This is a genomic window from Halopelagius fulvigenes (assembly GCF_042662625.1).
Classification (GTDB): Archaea; Halobacteriota; Halobacteria; order Halobacteriales; family Haloferacaceae; genus Halopelagius; species Halopelagius fulvigenes.
In genome coordinates, this window is sequence record NZ_JBHSXH010000015.1 from 1 (window position 1) to 16,271 (window position 16,271).

A 16,271-nucleotide genomic window follows, 5' to 3' on the forward strand; every position below is an offset into this window, starting at 1 on the left:
GCGAGTCTGAACTCGCACGACTAGCATGGCTAAATCGGACTCCGATAGCAATGACCTCCGGCAGGATCAACCGGAATGTTCCCGGCCCAGAGGGCCGGGGGGTGGCGGGATTTCGCTCTCAGAGAGAGCGGAATCACCAATATTGCTTGGTCCGTTGTGGTATTCGACGACACCGAACGGGTGTCACCGAACTACCAAGGCTAACATCAGATTCCATCTGTACGGCGGACCGCAGGGGTGGAATCCTCATGTCTTTCGGACTTCAGGGTAGGACGTTCGAGGCCTTAAGGGCCTCGGTTCGTCCTGGGTTCCCGGCCGAAGCCGGGAGGGTGGTGAAGTCCGATTGCGGACGGGGTTGAACCGCCCGCGATCGCGGTGTGTCGTTCGCATTATTCCGAAATGCCTTCGACCACTTAAGGCCGTCGTCTCGGATTGTCCGTGAGTGCGAGTCGCACTCGGGAGGCCCGAGTTGGGGCCGTGGTGGGTTGGGCGTTCGGACGGTGGCGGCCCGGGGGCGTCCCGGGCTGCCTCTGCGTATTTCTACGAATGCCCCGGTTACATAAAAGGTCGTTGATTTCGGACGGATTTCGAAAAATCATCCGAGAGAGGTGGGAACTTCTGACAAAGAGGCTGTATCTCGAAACGAGTTGAATATTCGCCCAATATACGTACGACTCCGGAGACGGCTATATCGATAACTCTCGCGTGCGCGCGCAAACAAGAAAGAAATAATTGAGGATGTCACGGCCATCCGGATATAAACACCCCTCCGTCGGTCGGTACCAATTTATAACGGGGCGCTTTATAAGGCAGGAGAGAGGAATTCTGACCGAACTATGAGTGGGCCGGCAGACTCCATCGAAATTCAGAACGTGGTCGCATCGACGGGTATCGGGCAGGAGCTTGATCTCGAAGCACTCGCGGACGACTTGCCCGGTGCGGACTTCAACCCGGACAACTTCCCCGGGTTGGTCTACCGAACGCAGGACCCGAAGGCAGCGGCGCTCATCTTCCGTTCGGGGAAGATAGTCTGCACGGGGGCCAAGAGCATCGACGATGTGCACGAAGCGCTCGGCATCATCTTCGACAAGCTCCGGGGACTCAGCATCCCGGTGGACGAAGCGCCCGAAATCACCGTCCAGAACATCGTCTCCAGCGCCGACTTGGGGCACAACCTCAACCTCAACGCGTTGGCCATCGGACTCGGTCTCGAAGACGTCGAGTACGAGCCCGAACAGTTCCCCGGACTCGTCTACCGGATGGACGAACCGAAGGTCGTCATCCTCCTGTTCGGGTCGGGGAAGATAGTCATCACGGGCGGAAAGCGCACCGACGACGCAGAGACGGCGGTCGAAGAGATCGTAAAGCGCATCGACAATCTCGGTCTCCTGGACTGAGAACCGACGCTCGTTCGACCGGGAGTCGTTCGGTACGAGACGACGCCGTGCGGTCCGTCTCCGAGACCAGAACGGTGATACCGCTTCCGGAAGTAGTGTGCGTCCATGACCGTTCGTGAGGACGTAGCGTTTCTCGTCGGCTCTGAGAGCAGGGTAGCGATACTCCGCTCCCTCCGCGATGCATCGCGACGCCCCACGGAGTTGGCGGACTCCTGTTCCTGCGCGCGAGAGACGGCACAGCGGACCGTCTCGGCGTTCGTCGAGCGAGGGTGGGCCGAGAAGGTGACCGACGACGGCGAGTACGGACTCACGCCCGCGGGGACGATGGTCGCAAACGGCTACGACGACTTCGAGTCCACGGTGGCCGTCGCCGGCGACCTCTCTGTCTTTCTCTCCCACGTCGGCGACGTGGCCGTCGATTTAGGCCCCGACGTACTGCGAGGGCTGAACGCGACGACGGCGACGAAGGGTGACCCCCACGCCGCGGTGAACCGACTGCTGGAGGTGATGGGGACGGAGCCTCCGGAGTCGTTCTACGGCATCGCGCCGATAGTCAGCGGCATCATCAACGAGGGGGCCGAGCGGATAATCGGTCCGGAGTCGACGGTCGAACTGATAATCGACGAGTCGGTTCTCGAGGTTTCGGCGTCGGAGTACCCCGAAGCCCTCGAGGCGGCGTACGAACTGGACCAGTTCGAGTTGTACGTCTCTCCGGAGGAACTCGACTTCGGACTACTCATGGTGGACAACCACGTCATCTTCGGTGCCTACGACGAGATGGGGAACCTCGTCGCCTGCGTCGACGGTACGGACGAACGGTTCGTCTCGTGGGCCGAAGACGTCTACGCTCGCTACCGCGCGGAATCGCGGCGGGCCGCCGAAGAGACGTCCGTGTCCGACTCCGCCGCCGGCGACGACGCCTAATCCGCGAGCGGAGTGATTGACCCGCTCACCAGTGATCGTTTCAGTCACCACCTGGTGGAAAAAAGTATAACCTCCGGTCGCCAACGGAGAGGTGCGGCGGTAACGCCCGAGCGTCGGAGTTCGCGGACGTGTATTTCGACGGTTGGTCCCTCTACCTTCGGCCCCGGGGAGGGGGAACTCGCGGCGGGCCGGGTCGGGACGCGAAGGTGGGTGCCTCGCTCCGTCCCGCCGTTCGCCCGCGGTTCTTCCGCCTCGTACTACGATTCGACCGAGTTCCGCTCGACGTTCTCGGTGAGGACGTCCTTCACGACGGAGGGGTCCTCCAGCAGTTGGTGTTTCGTGTAACTCCCCTCGGCGCTACCGCCGCTGTGTTTCGACTGTTCGATGATGTCGAGGAAGGCGTGCTCCTTCAGGAGATCCCTCACGCGCCGGAGCGACAGGCTATCGGATCCCTGTCCCGCGCAGATGTTCTCGTACACCTCGTAGACGCGACTCGTGCGGAAGCCGTCCTTCCGTTCGTTCGACAGCGAGAGGATAGCCAACGCCTGCAGGACGTATCGGGAGTGCGGCGTGGACCCGCGGATGAGTTCGCGGAAGCGGTCGGTCTCGGCCCGTTGGCGCGCCTGCGTGACGAACTCCTCGCGGACGATGGACGCGCCGGTCGACTGCGCTATCTCGCCGGCGTACCGGAGGATGTCGATGGCCTTCCGGGCGTCCCCGTGTTCGCGGGCGGCGAGTGCGGCGGCCCGCGGGATGGTCGAGGCGTCGAGAACGTCGTCGCGGAAGGCGTCGCTTCGGGCCTCCATGATGTCGCGGAGTTGGTTCGCGTCGTACGGCGGGAAGACGAACTCGCGTTCGCAGAGGCTCGATTTCACGCGTTCGTCCATCCGGTCTTTGTACTGTATCTTGTTGCTGATGCCGATGACGCCGAGTTTACACTTGTCAATCTTCCCCGCCTCTCCGGCGCGGGACAGTTGCATCAGGATGTCGTCGTCGCTCAGCTTGTCTATCTCGTCGAGGATGATGAGGACCACGTCGTACCGCGCGTCGAGGATGCGCCAGAGGCGCTTGTAATACGTCGAAGTGCTGAGTCCCTTGTCGGGCACCTTGATGCCAGTCACTTCGGGTTGGTTCACGCTGTCGGCGATAGTCTGGACGGCCTGCGTCTCGGTGGTGTCCTGTGCGCAGTCGACGTAGGCGAACGTCGCCTTCACATCTTCTTCGCTCGCCGTCTCGACGAGGCGTTGGGAGACGTACTTCGCACAGAGGGACTTCCCGGTCCCGGTCTTCCCGTAGATGAGGACGTTGCTCGGACTCTGTCCGAAGATGGCCGGGTTGACCGCGGTGGCGAGGTCTGATATCTCGTCGTCGCGCCCGACGATTCGGCCCTCGCCCGGGAGGTGGTTGATTTCGAGGAGTTCCTTGTTGGCGAAGATGGGGTCCTCCCGAGTGAAGAGGTCGTCGCTGGCGTTCGGCATAGTACAGCACACCGGGTTTCCGGTGAAATGGCTTGTCATTTGGCTCTCGACACACACACCGCATTTCCGGTGAACCCCCGTTTCGGCGGGGGTCTCGTCCACCCGAAACGGGGGTTCGAGTTCACCGGAAACACGGTGTCCGGGCGTCTGAACGACGCACCGAACCGGTCGGCCGTTCCCGATAGTACCGATTTCGAGACTCGGATTCGGACGAACGAAATCGGGCACAGAGGAGTGAACGGCCTCGAAACGGTCGGTGTCGGAGTACACCCTCGCTCGACTCCTCTGACCCCGCCGAACGTATCGCTCGCGAGAACGACGGATCGTGCGCGGAGAACGTCGAGAGAGGGAGAAGTCGATTTTCCCGGGAGGAACGGTCGGTTTCCCGTCCGACCAGTCCGAGCGTCGGACTACCACTAGCGTGCGAGTGTATCGGTGAACGGTTAAACAGTACCACCGTTTAAATGTTGTTGTTCGGTTCGACGTTGGGCCGCGGTTCGTCCGTCGTCGGTTGGAGTACTCCCGAGTTCGCGGGGCGCAGTGGAACTCGAACGACCCTCGAATCGCGGCCGGAACCGAAACGACCGACAGCTTCGACGGGTATCCGTACCGTTTTCACCGGAAACGTGGTGTGTCTAGGGAACCGTTCGCACGGTACGTCTAACCCCGTGGTGAGGACAGAGACGGGCGAACGAGACGCTCTCTCACCTCACCGACGCGTCGGACGTTCACCGGAAACGCGGTGTGTGGGCCGCAACGCGTCTGCCTCCGGGACTCCCCCGTCTCACCGGAAACGTGGTGTGTCTCAGCGCGCGGAGTCGCCCGGCGTTCGCCCGCGGAGTGGGGGGAGGAACCGACAGCTATCGACGCCGACATTTCACCGGAAACCCGGTGTGATTCGCTCTCTTTCCCGCGTTCGGAAGTACAGTCCCACGCGACGTCGCCACGGAGAACCGGGCGTTTCACCGGAAATCCGGTGTGAAGGGCGTCTCGGGACGAACGCGCGGGAATCGGCGAGAGGGAGGAAAGAACGGATGGTGAATTGGGTGGTGTGACGACTCCTACCGAGATCGAGTCACCCCCGCCGCGGACGTTCGGTCGGGGGGTGCGTTTCGAGCCCGTTCACCGGAAACGTGGTGTGAGCGGGCCTCTCCGTCCCGCCTCGATTCGTCAGACGTCTCGTCGTGCGTTGCGAACGACGCGCACGCCGTCAGTTCAATAACGTCTGCCTGCGAACGGCCGACGATGACGTCCTCGGTGGCCGAACGAGCTGTCCGCGGGGGGAAGAAAATCGCGCGACGCGGACTTGCCCCGGTCGAACGAGCGTTCGCGGCGTCGCGGCGCGCCCTGAAATCCCTCCGGCGGGGCGTGTCGGCGTGGGCGACGGAGTCGGACGACTCCGAGGCGGAGTGGACGCTGGAGCACTCCCGGCGCACCGAGTCGAAGTGGGTACGCGACGACGAGACGGTCCGGTGTTTCCGGTTCGACGACGGGTACGTCTCGACGGTGGAGTACGAGTCGCGGGACGTGACGTGGCAGTTGACGCCCGGGCAGGTGCCGTTGGCGAACGCTCTCGCCATGGCGACGCTGTTTCTCCAACACGAGGTCACCCCGCAGATAGACCCCGAGGGCCGTCCGTTCGTCGGCGTGAGCAACTCGGGCCCGCGACACGTGTTCGAGGAGATCGCGGACGAACCGGTCGAGTACGTCTACCTCGACGAACATCGGACGCTGGAGGAGTTCCCCTCGTTTCTCGACGCGACGGACCAACTCCGACTCGTCTACGACCGGATGTCGCCCGAACGGTACCGGACCCTCGACGACGAACAGGGGTCGGTCGGGTGACCGGCGGAGTCGAAGCCCGCGCCGGGGCCGAGACACCTACCTGACGACGCTCGCCGCCGGGCCGAGTAGTCGGGGCGACCCCTCCCCGCCGTCCGCGTGGCCCTCGTCGGCGACGAGAATCGCCCACTCCCGACGGGCCGACCCCGCCCCCGCGAAGAGGTGTTCGGGGACGAGAGGCATCGGAACGGGGACGTACGCGTCGCGCCGCATCGCGGCGAATCCGGAGTACGCGCCCGCCTCTCGCCCGTCCGCGGTGCGAACGCGGATTCGCTTGTCCGCCTCGCGCGCGTAGGAGTACCGGAACGTCCCGGCGTCCGGCGCGCGGAGTGCATCCACGTTCGGCAGGACGGCGACCACCTCGTCGTCGCCGCCTTCTCCGTCGCCCGTGTCCCCGCCATCTTCTCCGTCGCCGCCGTCCCCGCCGCTTCCTCCCCGGCCCGAATCACGGAGGACGAGACGCTTCTCGTCGTCGGTCCCCTCCTCGGTCCACCGGAGGTTCGGGTCGTCGCTGCGGTGGAGGGCGTACCGCCCGCCGTCGAGTGCGACTCGCCCGGGGCCGTCGTAGAACGTCCGCCGCCCCAGTTCGTCTTCGTCGCGGACGAACGGCGGCGACTCCAAGACGTCCGTGCACGCGCGTGCGCCCGCGTCGTCTTCCACGACGAACAGCGTGAACCGCCCGTTCGAGGCGTCGTTCGACAGGCGCGAGAGGACGAACGTCGGGTCGGCGTCGGCCGTCGGTAACGGTTCGACGCCGACGCGCAGGCCCGTGTCCCCGTCTCCGTTGCCGTCGCCGCCGCCGCCATCGTCACCGTCGCCGCCGCCGCCATCATCACCGTCACCGTTGCTGCCACCCTCGCCACCGTTGCTGCCGCCGCCGTCTCCGTCGCAAACGCCGATTGCGTCCGGGAGCGCACCGCTCATCGGTCGTTCAACCCTGTACCCGGCCCGTTCCAGCGCGGAGACTCCGGATTCGAGGAGTCGCCGCTCGGTTTCTGTGTCCGTCGCCATCCGTGTGGTGTACGGTCCCGAGGACCAATACCGTTGTGCGCCGGTCGGACAGTCGCAACCCGTTTCCGCGGCGGGTTCGTATCGCGCCCAATGACCGAAGACGATGGTCGCGACGCGCCGCCGGCCGACCGCGACGCCGACGGACCCTGTCCGTTGGACCGCCGAGGGAACCTCGGCGACGCCGGTCACGACGCCGCCGAGGACGACCGACCGACCGCGGAGGACCGCGAGGAGTCCGGCGAGGTTCCGACGCCGACGGACGCCGTTCCCAACACCGTCCGCGACGTCCGCGACCGAGACGGTGCCGCCTCGGACGACGAGGAGGACGCCGACGCCGCCGAAAACGCGGACTCTGACCCTTCTGACGACGCTAACGCCGACACCGACGCTGACGCCGACACCGACGACTCTACCGACGAGGACGACATCTCTCTGGACTCCTTCTACGACGCCCTCGAAGCGGAGGGTCGCCCGGTGGTCACCGCCCAACAGGTCGCGCGCCGCCTCCAAACAACGCAGGCCGCGGCGTCCGAGGCCTTAGACGCCCTCGCGGACGCCGGGTCGGTCCAACGGGTGAACGTCGAGACGGACCCGGTCGTCTGGTACCCGACCGAGTGGGGGAAACTGGCGACGCGCGAACGCGTCGTCCTGTTCCCCGAACGGCGCGAAATCGTCGTGGACAGTCCGACGCAGTACACCCGCGCGCGCCTCTCGCAGTTCGCCCACCTCGTGGACACGACCGGTCAGAGGCAGTCGGGCACGCGCGGCTACCTCTACAAGATACGGCAGGAGGACGTCTGGCAGGCCCCGTTCGACGAACTCGGGAACCTCATCGCGATGCTGCGGTCCGTCCTCCCCACCCGGTCGCCACACCTCGAAGAGTGGATAGCGTCCCAGTGGAAGCGCGCCAACCAGTTCCGCCTCTACACCCACGAGGACGGCTACGTCGTCCTCGAAGGCGCGTCCGAGAGCCTCATGGGCAACGTCGCCCGGCAGAAACTCGACGACGAGCAACTCGTCGCGCCCATCTCCGACACGGAGAGTTGGGTGCGCGACGGGGCCGAGGCGCAGATAAAGCGCGTGCTCTACGAGGCGGGCTACCCGGTGAAGGACGACCGGGAGTTAGACGCCGGCGACCCCCTCGACGTGGACCTGCGCGTCGAACTCCGAGACTACCAACGCGATTGGGTCGAGAAGTTCCTAGACCAGAACTCGGGCGTCCTCGTCGGGCCGTCCGGCGCGGGCAAGACCGTCACCGGAATCGGCGCTCTCGCGGAAGTCGGCGGCGAGACGCTGATTCTCGTCCCGAGTCGGGAACTCGCCGCGCAGTGGCGCGAGGAACTCCTGCGGCACACCACCCTCTCGGAGGAACAGATCGGCGAGTACCACGGCGGGCGGAAGGAGGTTCGCCCGGTCACCATCGCCACGTACCAGACGGCGGGGATGGACCGCCACCGGTCGCTGTTCGACTCCCGCGCGTGGGGACTCATCATCTACGACGAGGTCCACCACATCCCCTCGCGCATCTACCGCCGGAGCGCCGACTTGCAGGCCAAGCACCGCCTCGGCCTCTCTGCGACGCCGGTGCGCGAGGACGACAAGGAGAAGGAGATCTTCACGCTCATCGGCCCGCCCATCGGCACCGACTGGTCGAAACTGTTCGACGCCGGCTACGTGCAGGAACCGGAGGTGGAGATTCGGTACGTCCCGTGGGGCGACGACACCGCGCGCAACGAGTGGGCCAGCGCCGACGGGCGCGAACGACACAAACTCGCCGGGATGAACCCCGGCAAGGACGAGGAGGTGCGCCGCCTCCTCCGGGAGCATCCGACCGCGAAAGCCCTCGTGTTCGTCGATTGGTTGGACCAGGGCGAACGCCTCGCCGCGGAACTCGACGCGCCGTTCGTCAGCGGCGAGATGCCGCACTACCGCCGCGAACGCCTGTTCGAGGACTTCCGCGAGGGCGACTTACGGACGCTCGTCATCTCGCGCGTCGGCGACGAGGGAATCGACCTGCCGAACGCCGAGTTGGCCGTCGTCGCGTCCGGTCTCGGCGGGTCCAGACGGCAGGGCGCCCAACGCGCCGGGCGGACGATGCGCCCCGCGGGGAGCGCCCTCGTCTACGTCCTCGCCACCCGCGGCACGAGCGAGGAGGACTTCGCGCAGCGACAGATGCGCCACCTCGCCGAGAAGGGCGTCCGCGTCCGCGAGAATGACCTCGTCTGAGACGCGCCGGGTCGGGCCCGCGCCTCCGTCCCCGTCCGGCCCGTTCTCGCTCCGACCCCGCGAACGGGTACCGTTAAGTCGTTCGTGGCGAATGTCTGTGTCGTATCTCCGTCGTCCCGCCGAGGGACGACTTCGTTCGACTCACTACCATGACAGACGCCGCACGGACGCTCCTCGCCGAGAACGCGGTCCAGCAGTACCGCGCGGCGCTCTCGGACCGCGTTCGGGCGGGCGAGGAGACGGTCGAGGCGACGGCGGCCGACTGGCGGCGGTTCGTCCGGCGGCGGCACGGCGACCTTTTTTCGGCCATCGACGACGAACGACCGGAGGCGGCGGCGCGCGACCTGTTCGTCCAGACGCTCGCCCTCGATTTCCTCCTCGCGGAACTCCTCGACGCCGCCGAACGGACCTTCGACGCGTCCGTGCCGACCCGTCCCGGCGACGGCGCGGCCGTCGAGTTCGACGCCGACTTCGACGCCGTCCACCGCGCCGTCGCCGCCGACCTCTCGGCGACGGACCGCGACCGGTTCCGCGACGCCGCGGAGCGATTCGTGCGGACGGCGGCGTCCGAAGACGTCGCCGCCCTCCACCGGGAGTCGGTCTCGCGTCTCGGTCGGCGGGCGTTCGGCCGGTACGACACCCCGCCGGGACTCGCCGAACTCGCCGTCGAGACCGTTCGCGAGGGCGGTGCGGGCGGGTCCGGCCCGTTCGCGTTCGCCGACGCGACGGTGCTCGACCCCGGGTGCGGCGCGGGGGCGTTCCTCGCCGCGGCGGCCGACCGCAAGCGCGCGGCCATCGCGGACTCCGACTCGGACCGTGACCCCGCGTCGGCGGCGACGCGGATCGCCGAGAGCGTCCGCGGGTTCGACCTCAACCCGGTCGCCGTCCGCGCCTCGCGCCTCTCGGTCCTCCTCGCACTCCGACCGCTTCTGGACGCCGCGGCGGAACCCCTCGATCTGGACCTCCCTATCGTCCTCGGCGACGCACTCGACGCGACGGCCGCGGACCCACCGCTCGCGGGCGCGCGCGCCGACGTCCTCCTCGGGAACCCCCCGTGGCTCACGTGGGACTCGCTCACGGAGCGACTGAAAGACCGGTGGCGCGACGGGCCGATGGCCGACCCGAACCTCGACCTGTTCTGCCACGACGGCCGGAACGCCCGCCTCGGGCACGCCAACGACGACGTGTCCGTCCCGTTCGCGTGGACGTGCCTCCACCGCCTCCTGCGCGACGGCGGCCGCGCGGCGTTCGTCCTCAAGCGCGACCTGTTGACCGGCCCCGCGGGGGAACTCCTCCGCCGCCGCCGCGTCGGCGACCGGCCGATTTCGATGCGTGAAATCCACGACTTCGGAACGCTCGCGCCGTTCGGCGACGAGGTGGACGCCGGGACGGCCCTCTACCGACTCGACGCGGGCGTCGCCGGGGGCGAACCGCCTGCCGTCGATGTGGCCGACGACGACGGTTCGGAGGGCGTCCCGACGACCCGGTGGACGCGGGGAGGAGGCGTGGATGAACGCCCGGCGTTCGACTCCCTCGCGGCGATGCGCCGAACGCTCGACCGCGCGGAGACGACGTACCTCCCGGCGAACCCCGACTCGCCCGCCGGGCCGTGGGTCCACGCCGACGCGGAACGCCGGGCGCTCGGCCCCGCGGACTACCGCATCCGCCACGGCGTGAAAGACGACGCCAAGGCGGTGTACGGACTCGACAGGGACACCGTCGAGTCGCGGAACCTCGAACCCGACCACGTCTACCCGTATCTGAAGTCCAAACACGTCGTGAAGTACGGCCTGTTCGGGTACGACCTCCACCTCGTCCCGCAACGGCGCGCCGGGGAGGAGAACGAGTCGGCCGTCCGCGAGGGGACGCCGAACACGTACGCGTACCTCAACGACCACCGCGAACGCCTCGACGACCGCGGGTCGTCGTGGTTCGACGACGGCCCGTTCTACGGCCTGTTCGGCCTCGGCCCGTACACGTGGGCCGACTACAAGGTGGTCTGGTGCCGCCTCGGGTTCAAGCCGCACTTCGCCGTCGTCTCGACCGTCGAGGACCCGATGCTCGGCGAGAAACCCGTCGTGCCGGGGGACCACTGCATGTTCGTCGCCACCGACGACGGGGCGGAGGCGCACTACCTCTGTGCCCTCCTGAACTCCGCGCCGTACCAGCGGTGTCTCCGGGACGTCTCCTCGGGCGGGAAGTCCAGTCTGTCGAAATCGACCGTCTCGGAGCTCGCACTGCCCGAGTGGGAGGCGACGCCGTACCAGACGGAACTCGCGGAGGCGTCGATGCGGGCGCACGAAATCGTCCCGAACCACGTCGACTGCTCGAAGCGCGCGTACAACGCGAAGACGATTCCCGAACTCGACGCGGTGCAGGCCGGTATCGACCGCGCGGTCGAGCGATTTCTCGCAGACGGCGGCCCCGACGCGAACGCCCGATGAGTAATTCTTAAGTCGGGTGACGGCGGTAGGTGTAACTGGACCGCCCTTAGCTCAGCCTGGTAGAGCAGCCGACTGTAGATCGGCTTGCCCCCCGTTCAAATCGGGGAGGGCGGACTTTTCCTGCGAACGAAGCGAGTAGTGAACAGTCCGTCTCGACTCGATTTTGAGCAGCGAGCGAACGGAGTGAGCGAGTGAGTTCAAATCGGGGAGGGCGGACTCGCTTTCGCGCCGACTGCGACCGAGTGAGTCAGCGGCGAATCTCGATTCATACCCGAGAGTAGCGTCAAAAAAGGCGATACGGCCCGGAACGGCGGATAAAATAGGCGATTCGGGAACGTCCGTTACAGGTTCGTTCTGACCGTGTCGGTCAGGTCGAACGACCCGCCCTGCGTCGTCGACCCAAGTACGGTGACGGCGACCTGATTTCCTTCGATGTCGACGACGTCGCTGATGGAAATCTTGACGACGTTGTCGTTGAGGATGTTCACGTCGCCCACGTCCACGTCGAGGACATCGCCGCCGATGGACACCGTGATGTCGTTCAGCGCCGTGAGGTTGACGTTCTGGACCACCACGGTAATCAACCCGCTCGCCAGAACGCCGCCGCTCTGGCGGGTGAAGTTGAGAGCGTCCCCGATGACTCTCGAACCCTGCCTCTCGCTCCGTTGCGCCGCCGCACCGCCGGCGAACGCCGTCGCACCCGTCGCCGCCGCCCCTACGGCTACAGTCTTTTTCAGCACGTTGCGCCGTGTCTCCTCTGTTTGGTGTTCCCTGGTGACGCACGTCACTAGTGAGAGAGTGTATCACTAAGTGTGCTCCTTGCATTTCCAGCGGGGGAGTTCAGTCACCGTCGTCTGCCCCGAGTCACCCGTCAGAGCGGCGGTCTGAGAGATAGACACCTTTCTCCGAAAGTCACGATACCGGCCGTTTCAGACCATCTGCCCCGAAGCCCTATTCCGTTGTTGTTCGTACGTCCCCTGTGCGACGTATCCAGGTGCTCGTCTCTGACGACCAGTTAGCGGACGTCACCGACGTCTTGGACGACGAGGAGATCGATTACGTTCGGTACCGGGCGCAGATGGGCGACGACGAACAGGAGTGGTTGCTCGAAGTTCCCGTTCCCACCGACGCCATCGGGTACGTGATGGGTCGCCTCGAAGAGGCGGGCCTCGACAGCGACCAGTACACGACCGTCGAGAGCCTCGAAAGCGCGATGTCGCCGCGGTCCGAGCAACTGCAGCAACGCTTCGCGGGCGACTTCGACCCGTTGACGGAGGCGGAACTCCGCTCGAAGGTCCGCGACATGAGCTACGACCCGAAGTCGTTCGTGGCGATGATCTCCCTGAGTGCGGTCATCGCCGCCGGGGGGTTGCTCATCGACTCGCCGGCGGTCATCGTCGGGTCGATGGTCATCGCGCCCATCGTCGGCCCCGTGTTGACGGCGTCCGTCGGCGGGGTGACCGGCGACCGACAGATGCTCGCCAACAGCGTCTGGCTTCAGTCCGCCGGCCTCGTGACCGCCGTCGTCGCGGCGGGCGCGTTCAGCTTCCTCCTCCAGTTTCTCGGGTTCTTTCCGACGACGCTCGACGTCTCGTCCATCGAACTCATCAGCCTCCGCATCTCGCCGGGGTTCGTCACGCTGGTCGTCGGGTTGGCCGCCGGCGCGGCCGGCGCGTTCGGCGTCACGACCAAGGGACCGACGTCGCTCATCGGCGTGATGATAGCGGCCGCCCTCATCCCCGCGGCGGCCACCGTCGGCATCGCCCTCGCGTGGAGCGAGTACCGCGTCGCCGTCGGGGCGGCGCTTCTGCTCCTCGCGACTATCGTCCTCATCAACCTCGGCGCGTTCGTCGTCCTCGTGCAGTTCTACAGTCCCGGCGAGGAGGGCTGGCTCTTCTCCGAGCCTACCAAGCGTGCCGCACTCGTCGCCACGGCAGTCGCCGTCGTCGTCGTCGTCGGCGTCGTCGGCGTCGCCGCCGGCCAGCAGATACTGTTCGAGCGAACGGTCAACGAGGTGGTCGAAGGAACCCTCGCCCAGTCCGAGTACGGGGACGTAAAGCCGGTGTCCGTCACAGTCGAGTACAGCGACGGATTCCTGTCCCGTTCCCCGGAGACGGTGACGGTCGTCGCGAGTCGGACGGCGAACGGGGGTGACCCGCCCTCAGTGGCCGACGAACTCGACGGGCGAATCACCGAGGTGACCGGTCGGCAGGTCCACGTCCGGGTCCGCTTCCAGGAGTACCAACGCTCCGACGCCGGCAACTCCTCGTCGCTCTCGGCCCCCTCGGCCCCGTCGCCGGCGACCCCTCGACCGGCCTGAGGCGTCGGACCGCCGCGAAAGTCCCCCCGACCGTCGAAACTTAACCGCTCGCGGGAGATGGCTCCCCCATGAGCGAACTGCCCTACCGGGCCGAAGTCGACGTTCGGTTTCAGGACTTAGACGCCGTCGGACACGTGAACAACGCCGTCTACGCCACCTACTGCGAACAGGCGCGCGTCGACTTCTTCGAGGACGTCATCGGCCTCCGGAGCACCGACCTCAACATCGTCCTCGCTTCCCTCGAACTCCAGTACCGCCGCCCGATTGAGGGCACCGGCACCGTCTCCGTCGAACTCGACGTGCCCGAGGTGGGCAACTCCTCGTTCACGATGGCGTACGAACTCACGTACGAGGGCGAGGTGGTCGCCACCGGCGAGTCCGTCCAGGTCGTCGTGGACCCCGAGACGCGCGAGTCCGTCCGCGTCCCCGACGCGTGGCGCGAAGCCGTCGGAGCCGAGACGGGTTCCGAGGACTGAACCCTCTCAGGGCTGTTCTCCGCCGCCCGACTCGATGAGTGCCTTTTTCTCTCCCCGACAGGTAATACCGCGAGATGACTGGAAGAACACCCCCGTCTTCTCGGAGCGATACTCGCGGCGGTGACGGAGGCGACGCCGACTCGCCGGTCGCCCGCGCGGGCGAACGCGTCCTCCGCATCGGTTCGGATCGCCCCGTCCGGATCAGCGCGGGTCACAGGCTCCTCCACCACGACGGCAAGTGCAGTCGGCCGCACGGCCACAACTACGAGATTTCGGTCGAACTGGTCGGCGAACTCACCGACGAGGGGTGGGTCGCGGACAAGGGCGACGTGACCGACGTGATAGACGAGTGGGACCACATGTTCCTGTTGGAGTCGGGCGACCCCCTCGTCGAGGCGTTCGACGAGAGCGGCGACGCCGACGCCGCCGTCGTCCTCGACGCGCCCCCGACGGCCGAGGTAATGGCCGTCGTGTTGGAGGGGAAACTCGCCGACGACCTCCCCGACACCGTCTCCGAGGTGTCGGTCGAGGTGCGCGAGACGGGCGAACTCTGCGCGGGGTTCCGCTGATGCCCGTCACCTCGACCGTCGAACGGCCCGACGACGCCCCCGAAGGGCCCGCCCTCCCCGTGAACGAACTGTTCGCCTCCCTGCAGGGCGAGGGGAAACTTGCGGGCGTCCCGAGCACGTTCGTCCGAACCAGCGGCTGTAACCTCCGCTGTTGGTTCTGCGACTCCTACCACACTTCGTGGGACCCGACGCACGCGTGGATGAGCGTCGAGCGAATCGTCGAGGAAGTCGAGGCCCGCGACCCGACCCACGTCGTCCTCACGGGCGGGGAACCCCTGCTCCACGACGCGTCGGCGACGCTCCTCGAACGACTCGCCGACGAGGGCTACCACCTCACCGTGGAGACGAACGGAACGCTCGCGCCCGACGCGCCCATCGACCTCGCCAGCGTCAGCCCGAAACTCTCCACCTCCACCCCGACCCCCGATAACGCGCCGGACGGTACCCCCGGCGAGTGGGAGGCCCGCCACGAGGAGCGACGGATCGACTTCGACGCACTGACGACGCTCCTCGAACGCCACGAGGTGCAACTGAAGTTCGTCGTCACCGGTCCCGACGACATGGACGAGATAGAGTCGCTGGTCGCCGACGTGCGCGAACGCGCCGACGCCGACCTGAACGACGAGGACGTCCTCCTCATGCCGGAGGGGCGGACCCGCGAGGAACTCGACGCGACGCGGAACGTCGTCGCCGACCTTGCCGCGGAGTACGGCTACCGCTACACGCCCCGCCTGCACGTGGACCTGTGGAACGACGCCCCCGAGACGTGACCATCGGTACACCGCTTCCCACGATACCATGACCGGACACGATACCCGAGACTCCGACGGAACCGAATCGACCGCGAACGACTCCCCCGCCGCGGACGACTCCCCCGCCACGGACGAGAGCGACGGCAAGCGCGCCGTCGTCCTCCTCTCCGGCGGGATGGACAGTGCGACGACGGCCTACGAGGCGGCGGCGCGGGGGTACGATCTCTACGTCCTGCACACCTCCTACGGCCAGAATACCGAGACCAAGGAGTACGACTGCGCGACGACGCTCGCCGAGGAACTCGGCGCGGCGGAGTTCCTCCGCGTCGAGACGGACCACCTCTCCCGCATCGGCGCGTCGAGCCTCACGGACGACTCGATGGCCGTCGAGGACGCCGACCCCGAGAGCGAGGAGATACCGACCTCCTACGTCCCGTTCCGGAACGCGAACCTGCTCTCAATGGCCGTCTCCTACGCCGAGGCCAACGACTGCGACGCCGTCTTCGTCGGCGCGCACTCGGAGGATTACGCCGGCTACCCCGACTGCCGTCCCGAGTTCTTCGAGGCGTTCGAGGCAATGGTCGAGACGGGGACGAAACCGGAGACGGACATCGCCATCGAGGTGCCGTTCGTCACCGACTCGAAGACGGACATCGTCCGCCGCGGCGTCGAACTCGGCGTCCCCTTCGAGTCCACGTGGTCCTGCTACCGCGCCGAGGAACCCGCCTGCGGGACGTGCGACTCCTGCGCCTATCGTCTGGAGGCGTTCCGAAACGTCGGCCGCGAAGACCCCCTCCCCTACGCCGAACGACCGACCCGAGCCGACTGACTC

The 16,271-nt window shown here is 66.8% G+C and carries 13 protein-coding genes, 1 tRNA gene and 1 rRNA gene; 11 read left to right on the top strand and 4 right to left on the bottom strand.

Annotated elements, in window-relative coordinates; all coding sequences use genetic code 11:
• Nucleotides 1-77, bottom strand: a 16S ribosomal RNA gene (locus tag ACFQEV_RS09920); the annotation flags it as partial.
• A gap of 759 nt (nucleotides 78-836) precedes the next feature.
• Here ACFQEV_RS09920 and ACFQEV_RS09925 point away from each other — a divergent pair.
• Together ACFQEV_RS09925 and ACFQEV_RS09930 are read left to right on the top strand one after the other, a co-directional pair.
• Nucleotides 837-1,397, top strand: a complete 561-nt coding sequence (locus tag ACFQEV_RS09925) for a TATA-box-binding protein (RefSeq protein ID WP_092534543.1) — start codon at nucleotides 837-839, stop codon at nucleotides 1,395-1,397.
• A 105-nt stretch (nucleotides 1,398-1,502) separates the two neighbouring features.
• A complete protein-coding gene (locus tag ACFQEV_RS09930) occupies nucleotides 1,503-2,321 on the top strand; it encodes a helix-turn-helix transcriptional regulator (protein WP_379695405.1) in 819 nt (272 codons plus the stop codon).
• Nucleotides 2,322-2,578: 257 nt separating this feature from the next.
• On the opposite strand, the gene ACFQEV_RS09935 is transcribed toward ACFQEV_RS09930, so the two are convergent.
• On the bottom strand, nucleotides 2,579-3,799 hold the full coding sequence (locus tag ACFQEV_RS09935) for an orc1/cdc6 family replication initiation protein (RefSeq protein WP_092534549.1): 1,221 nt from the start codon (nucleotides 3,797-3,799) through the stop codon (nucleotides 2,579-2,581).
• A gap of 1,257 nt (nucleotides 3,800-5,056) precedes the next feature.
• On the opposite strand from ACFQEV_RS09935, the gene ACFQEV_RS09940 reads away from it, so the two are divergent.
• Nucleotides 5,057-5,644: a hypothetical protein gene (locus ACFQEV_RS09940; protein ID WP_379695407.1), complete on the top strand. Its 588-nt coding sequence runs from the start codon at nucleotides 5,057-5,059 to the stop codon at nucleotides 5,642-5,644.
• Nucleotides 5,645-5,680: 36 nt separating this feature from the next.
• Here ACFQEV_RS09940 and ACFQEV_RS09945 read toward each other — a convergent pair whose 3' ends face one another.
• The gene (locus tag ACFQEV_RS09945; protein ID WP_379695409.1) at nucleotides 5,681-6,652 is read right to left on the bottom strand and encodes a hypothetical protein; all 972 of its coding nucleotides are present in this window, start codon (nucleotides 6,650-6,652) and stop codon (nucleotides 5,681-5,683) included.
• A 90-nt stretch (nucleotides 6,653-6,742) separates the two neighbouring features.
• On the opposite strand from ACFQEV_RS09945, the gene ACFQEV_RS09950 reads away from it, so the two are divergent.
• The 3 genes from ACFQEV_RS09950 to ACFQEV_RS09960 all read left to right on the top strand — a co-directional run bounded on the left by ACFQEV_RS09950 (nucleotide 6,743) and on the right by ACFQEV_RS09960 (nucleotide 11,436).
• Nucleotides 6,743-8,878: a DEAD/DEAH box helicase gene (locus ACFQEV_RS09950; RefSeq protein WP_379695411.1), complete on the top strand. Its 2,136-nt coding sequence runs from the start codon at nucleotides 6,743-6,745 to the stop codon at nucleotides 8,876-8,878.
• 149 nt (nucleotides 8,879-9,027) lie between these two features.
• Nucleotides 9,028-11,322: a DNA methyltransferase family protein gene (locus ACFQEV_RS09955; RefSeq protein WP_379695413.1), complete on the top strand. Its 2,295-nt coding sequence runs from the start codon at nucleotides 9,028-9,030 to the stop codon at nucleotides 11,320-11,322.
• A gap of 40 nt (nucleotides 11,323-11,362) precedes the next feature.
• Nucleotides 11,363-11,436: transfer RNA gene (locus ACFQEV_RS09960), tRNA-Tyr, on the top strand.
• Between the two features lie 227 nt (nucleotides 11,437-11,663).
• On the opposite strand, the gene ACFQEV_RS09965 is transcribed toward ACFQEV_RS09960, so the two are convergent.
• Entirely contained in the window at nucleotides 11,664-12,062 is a 399-nt protein-coding gene (locus ACFQEV_RS09965) for a hypothetical protein (RefSeq protein WP_379695415.1), read from the bottom strand.
• Between the two features lie 239 nt (nucleotides 12,063-12,301).
• Here ACFQEV_RS09965 and ACFQEV_RS09970 point away from each other — a divergent pair, with 239 nt between their 5' ends.
• From ACFQEV_RS09970 to queC, 5 genes are all read left to right on the top strand, one after another.
• Nucleotides 12,302-13,642 (top strand): DUF389 domain-containing protein, encoded by a 1,341-nt coding sequence (locus tag ACFQEV_RS09970; RefSeq protein ID WP_379695417.1) that lies wholly within the window; start codon nucleotides 12,302-12,304, stop codon nucleotides 13,640-13,642.
• Between the two features lie 77 nt (nucleotides 13,643-13,719).
• On the top strand, nucleotides 13,720-14,118 hold the full coding sequence (locus ACFQEV_RS09975) for an acyl-CoA thioesterase (RefSeq protein ID WP_379699822.1): 399 nt from the start codon (nucleotides 13,720-13,722) through the stop codon (nucleotides 14,116-14,118).
• Between the two features lie 74 nt (nucleotides 14,119-14,192).
• Nucleotides 14,193-14,687 carry a 6-pyruvoyl trahydropterin synthase family protein gene (locus tag ACFQEV_RS09980; RefSeq protein WP_379695419.1) on the top strand — a complete coding sequence of 165 codons (495 nt, stop codon included), beginning with the start codon at nucleotides 14,193-14,195 and terminating at the stop codon, nucleotides 14,685-14,687.
• On the top strand, nucleotides 14,687-15,457 hold the full coding sequence (locus tag ACFQEV_RS09985; protein ID WP_379695422.1) for a 7-carboxy-7-deazaguanine synthase QueE: 771 nt from the start codon (nucleotides 14,687-14,689) through the stop codon (nucleotides 15,455-15,457). The genes ACFQEV_RS09980 and ACFQEV_RS09985 overlap by 1 nt, the downstream gene beginning before the upstream one ends.
• A 28-nt stretch (nucleotides 15,458-15,485) precedes the next feature.
• Nucleotides 15,486-16,268, top strand: coding sequence for a 7-cyano-7-deazaguanine synthase QueC (gene queC, locus ACFQEV_RS09990; RefSeq protein ID WP_379695424.1), 783 nt, complete (start codon nucleotides 15,486-15,488; stop codon nucleotides 16,266-16,268).
• Nucleotides 16,269-16,271: the final 3 nt, after the last annotated feature.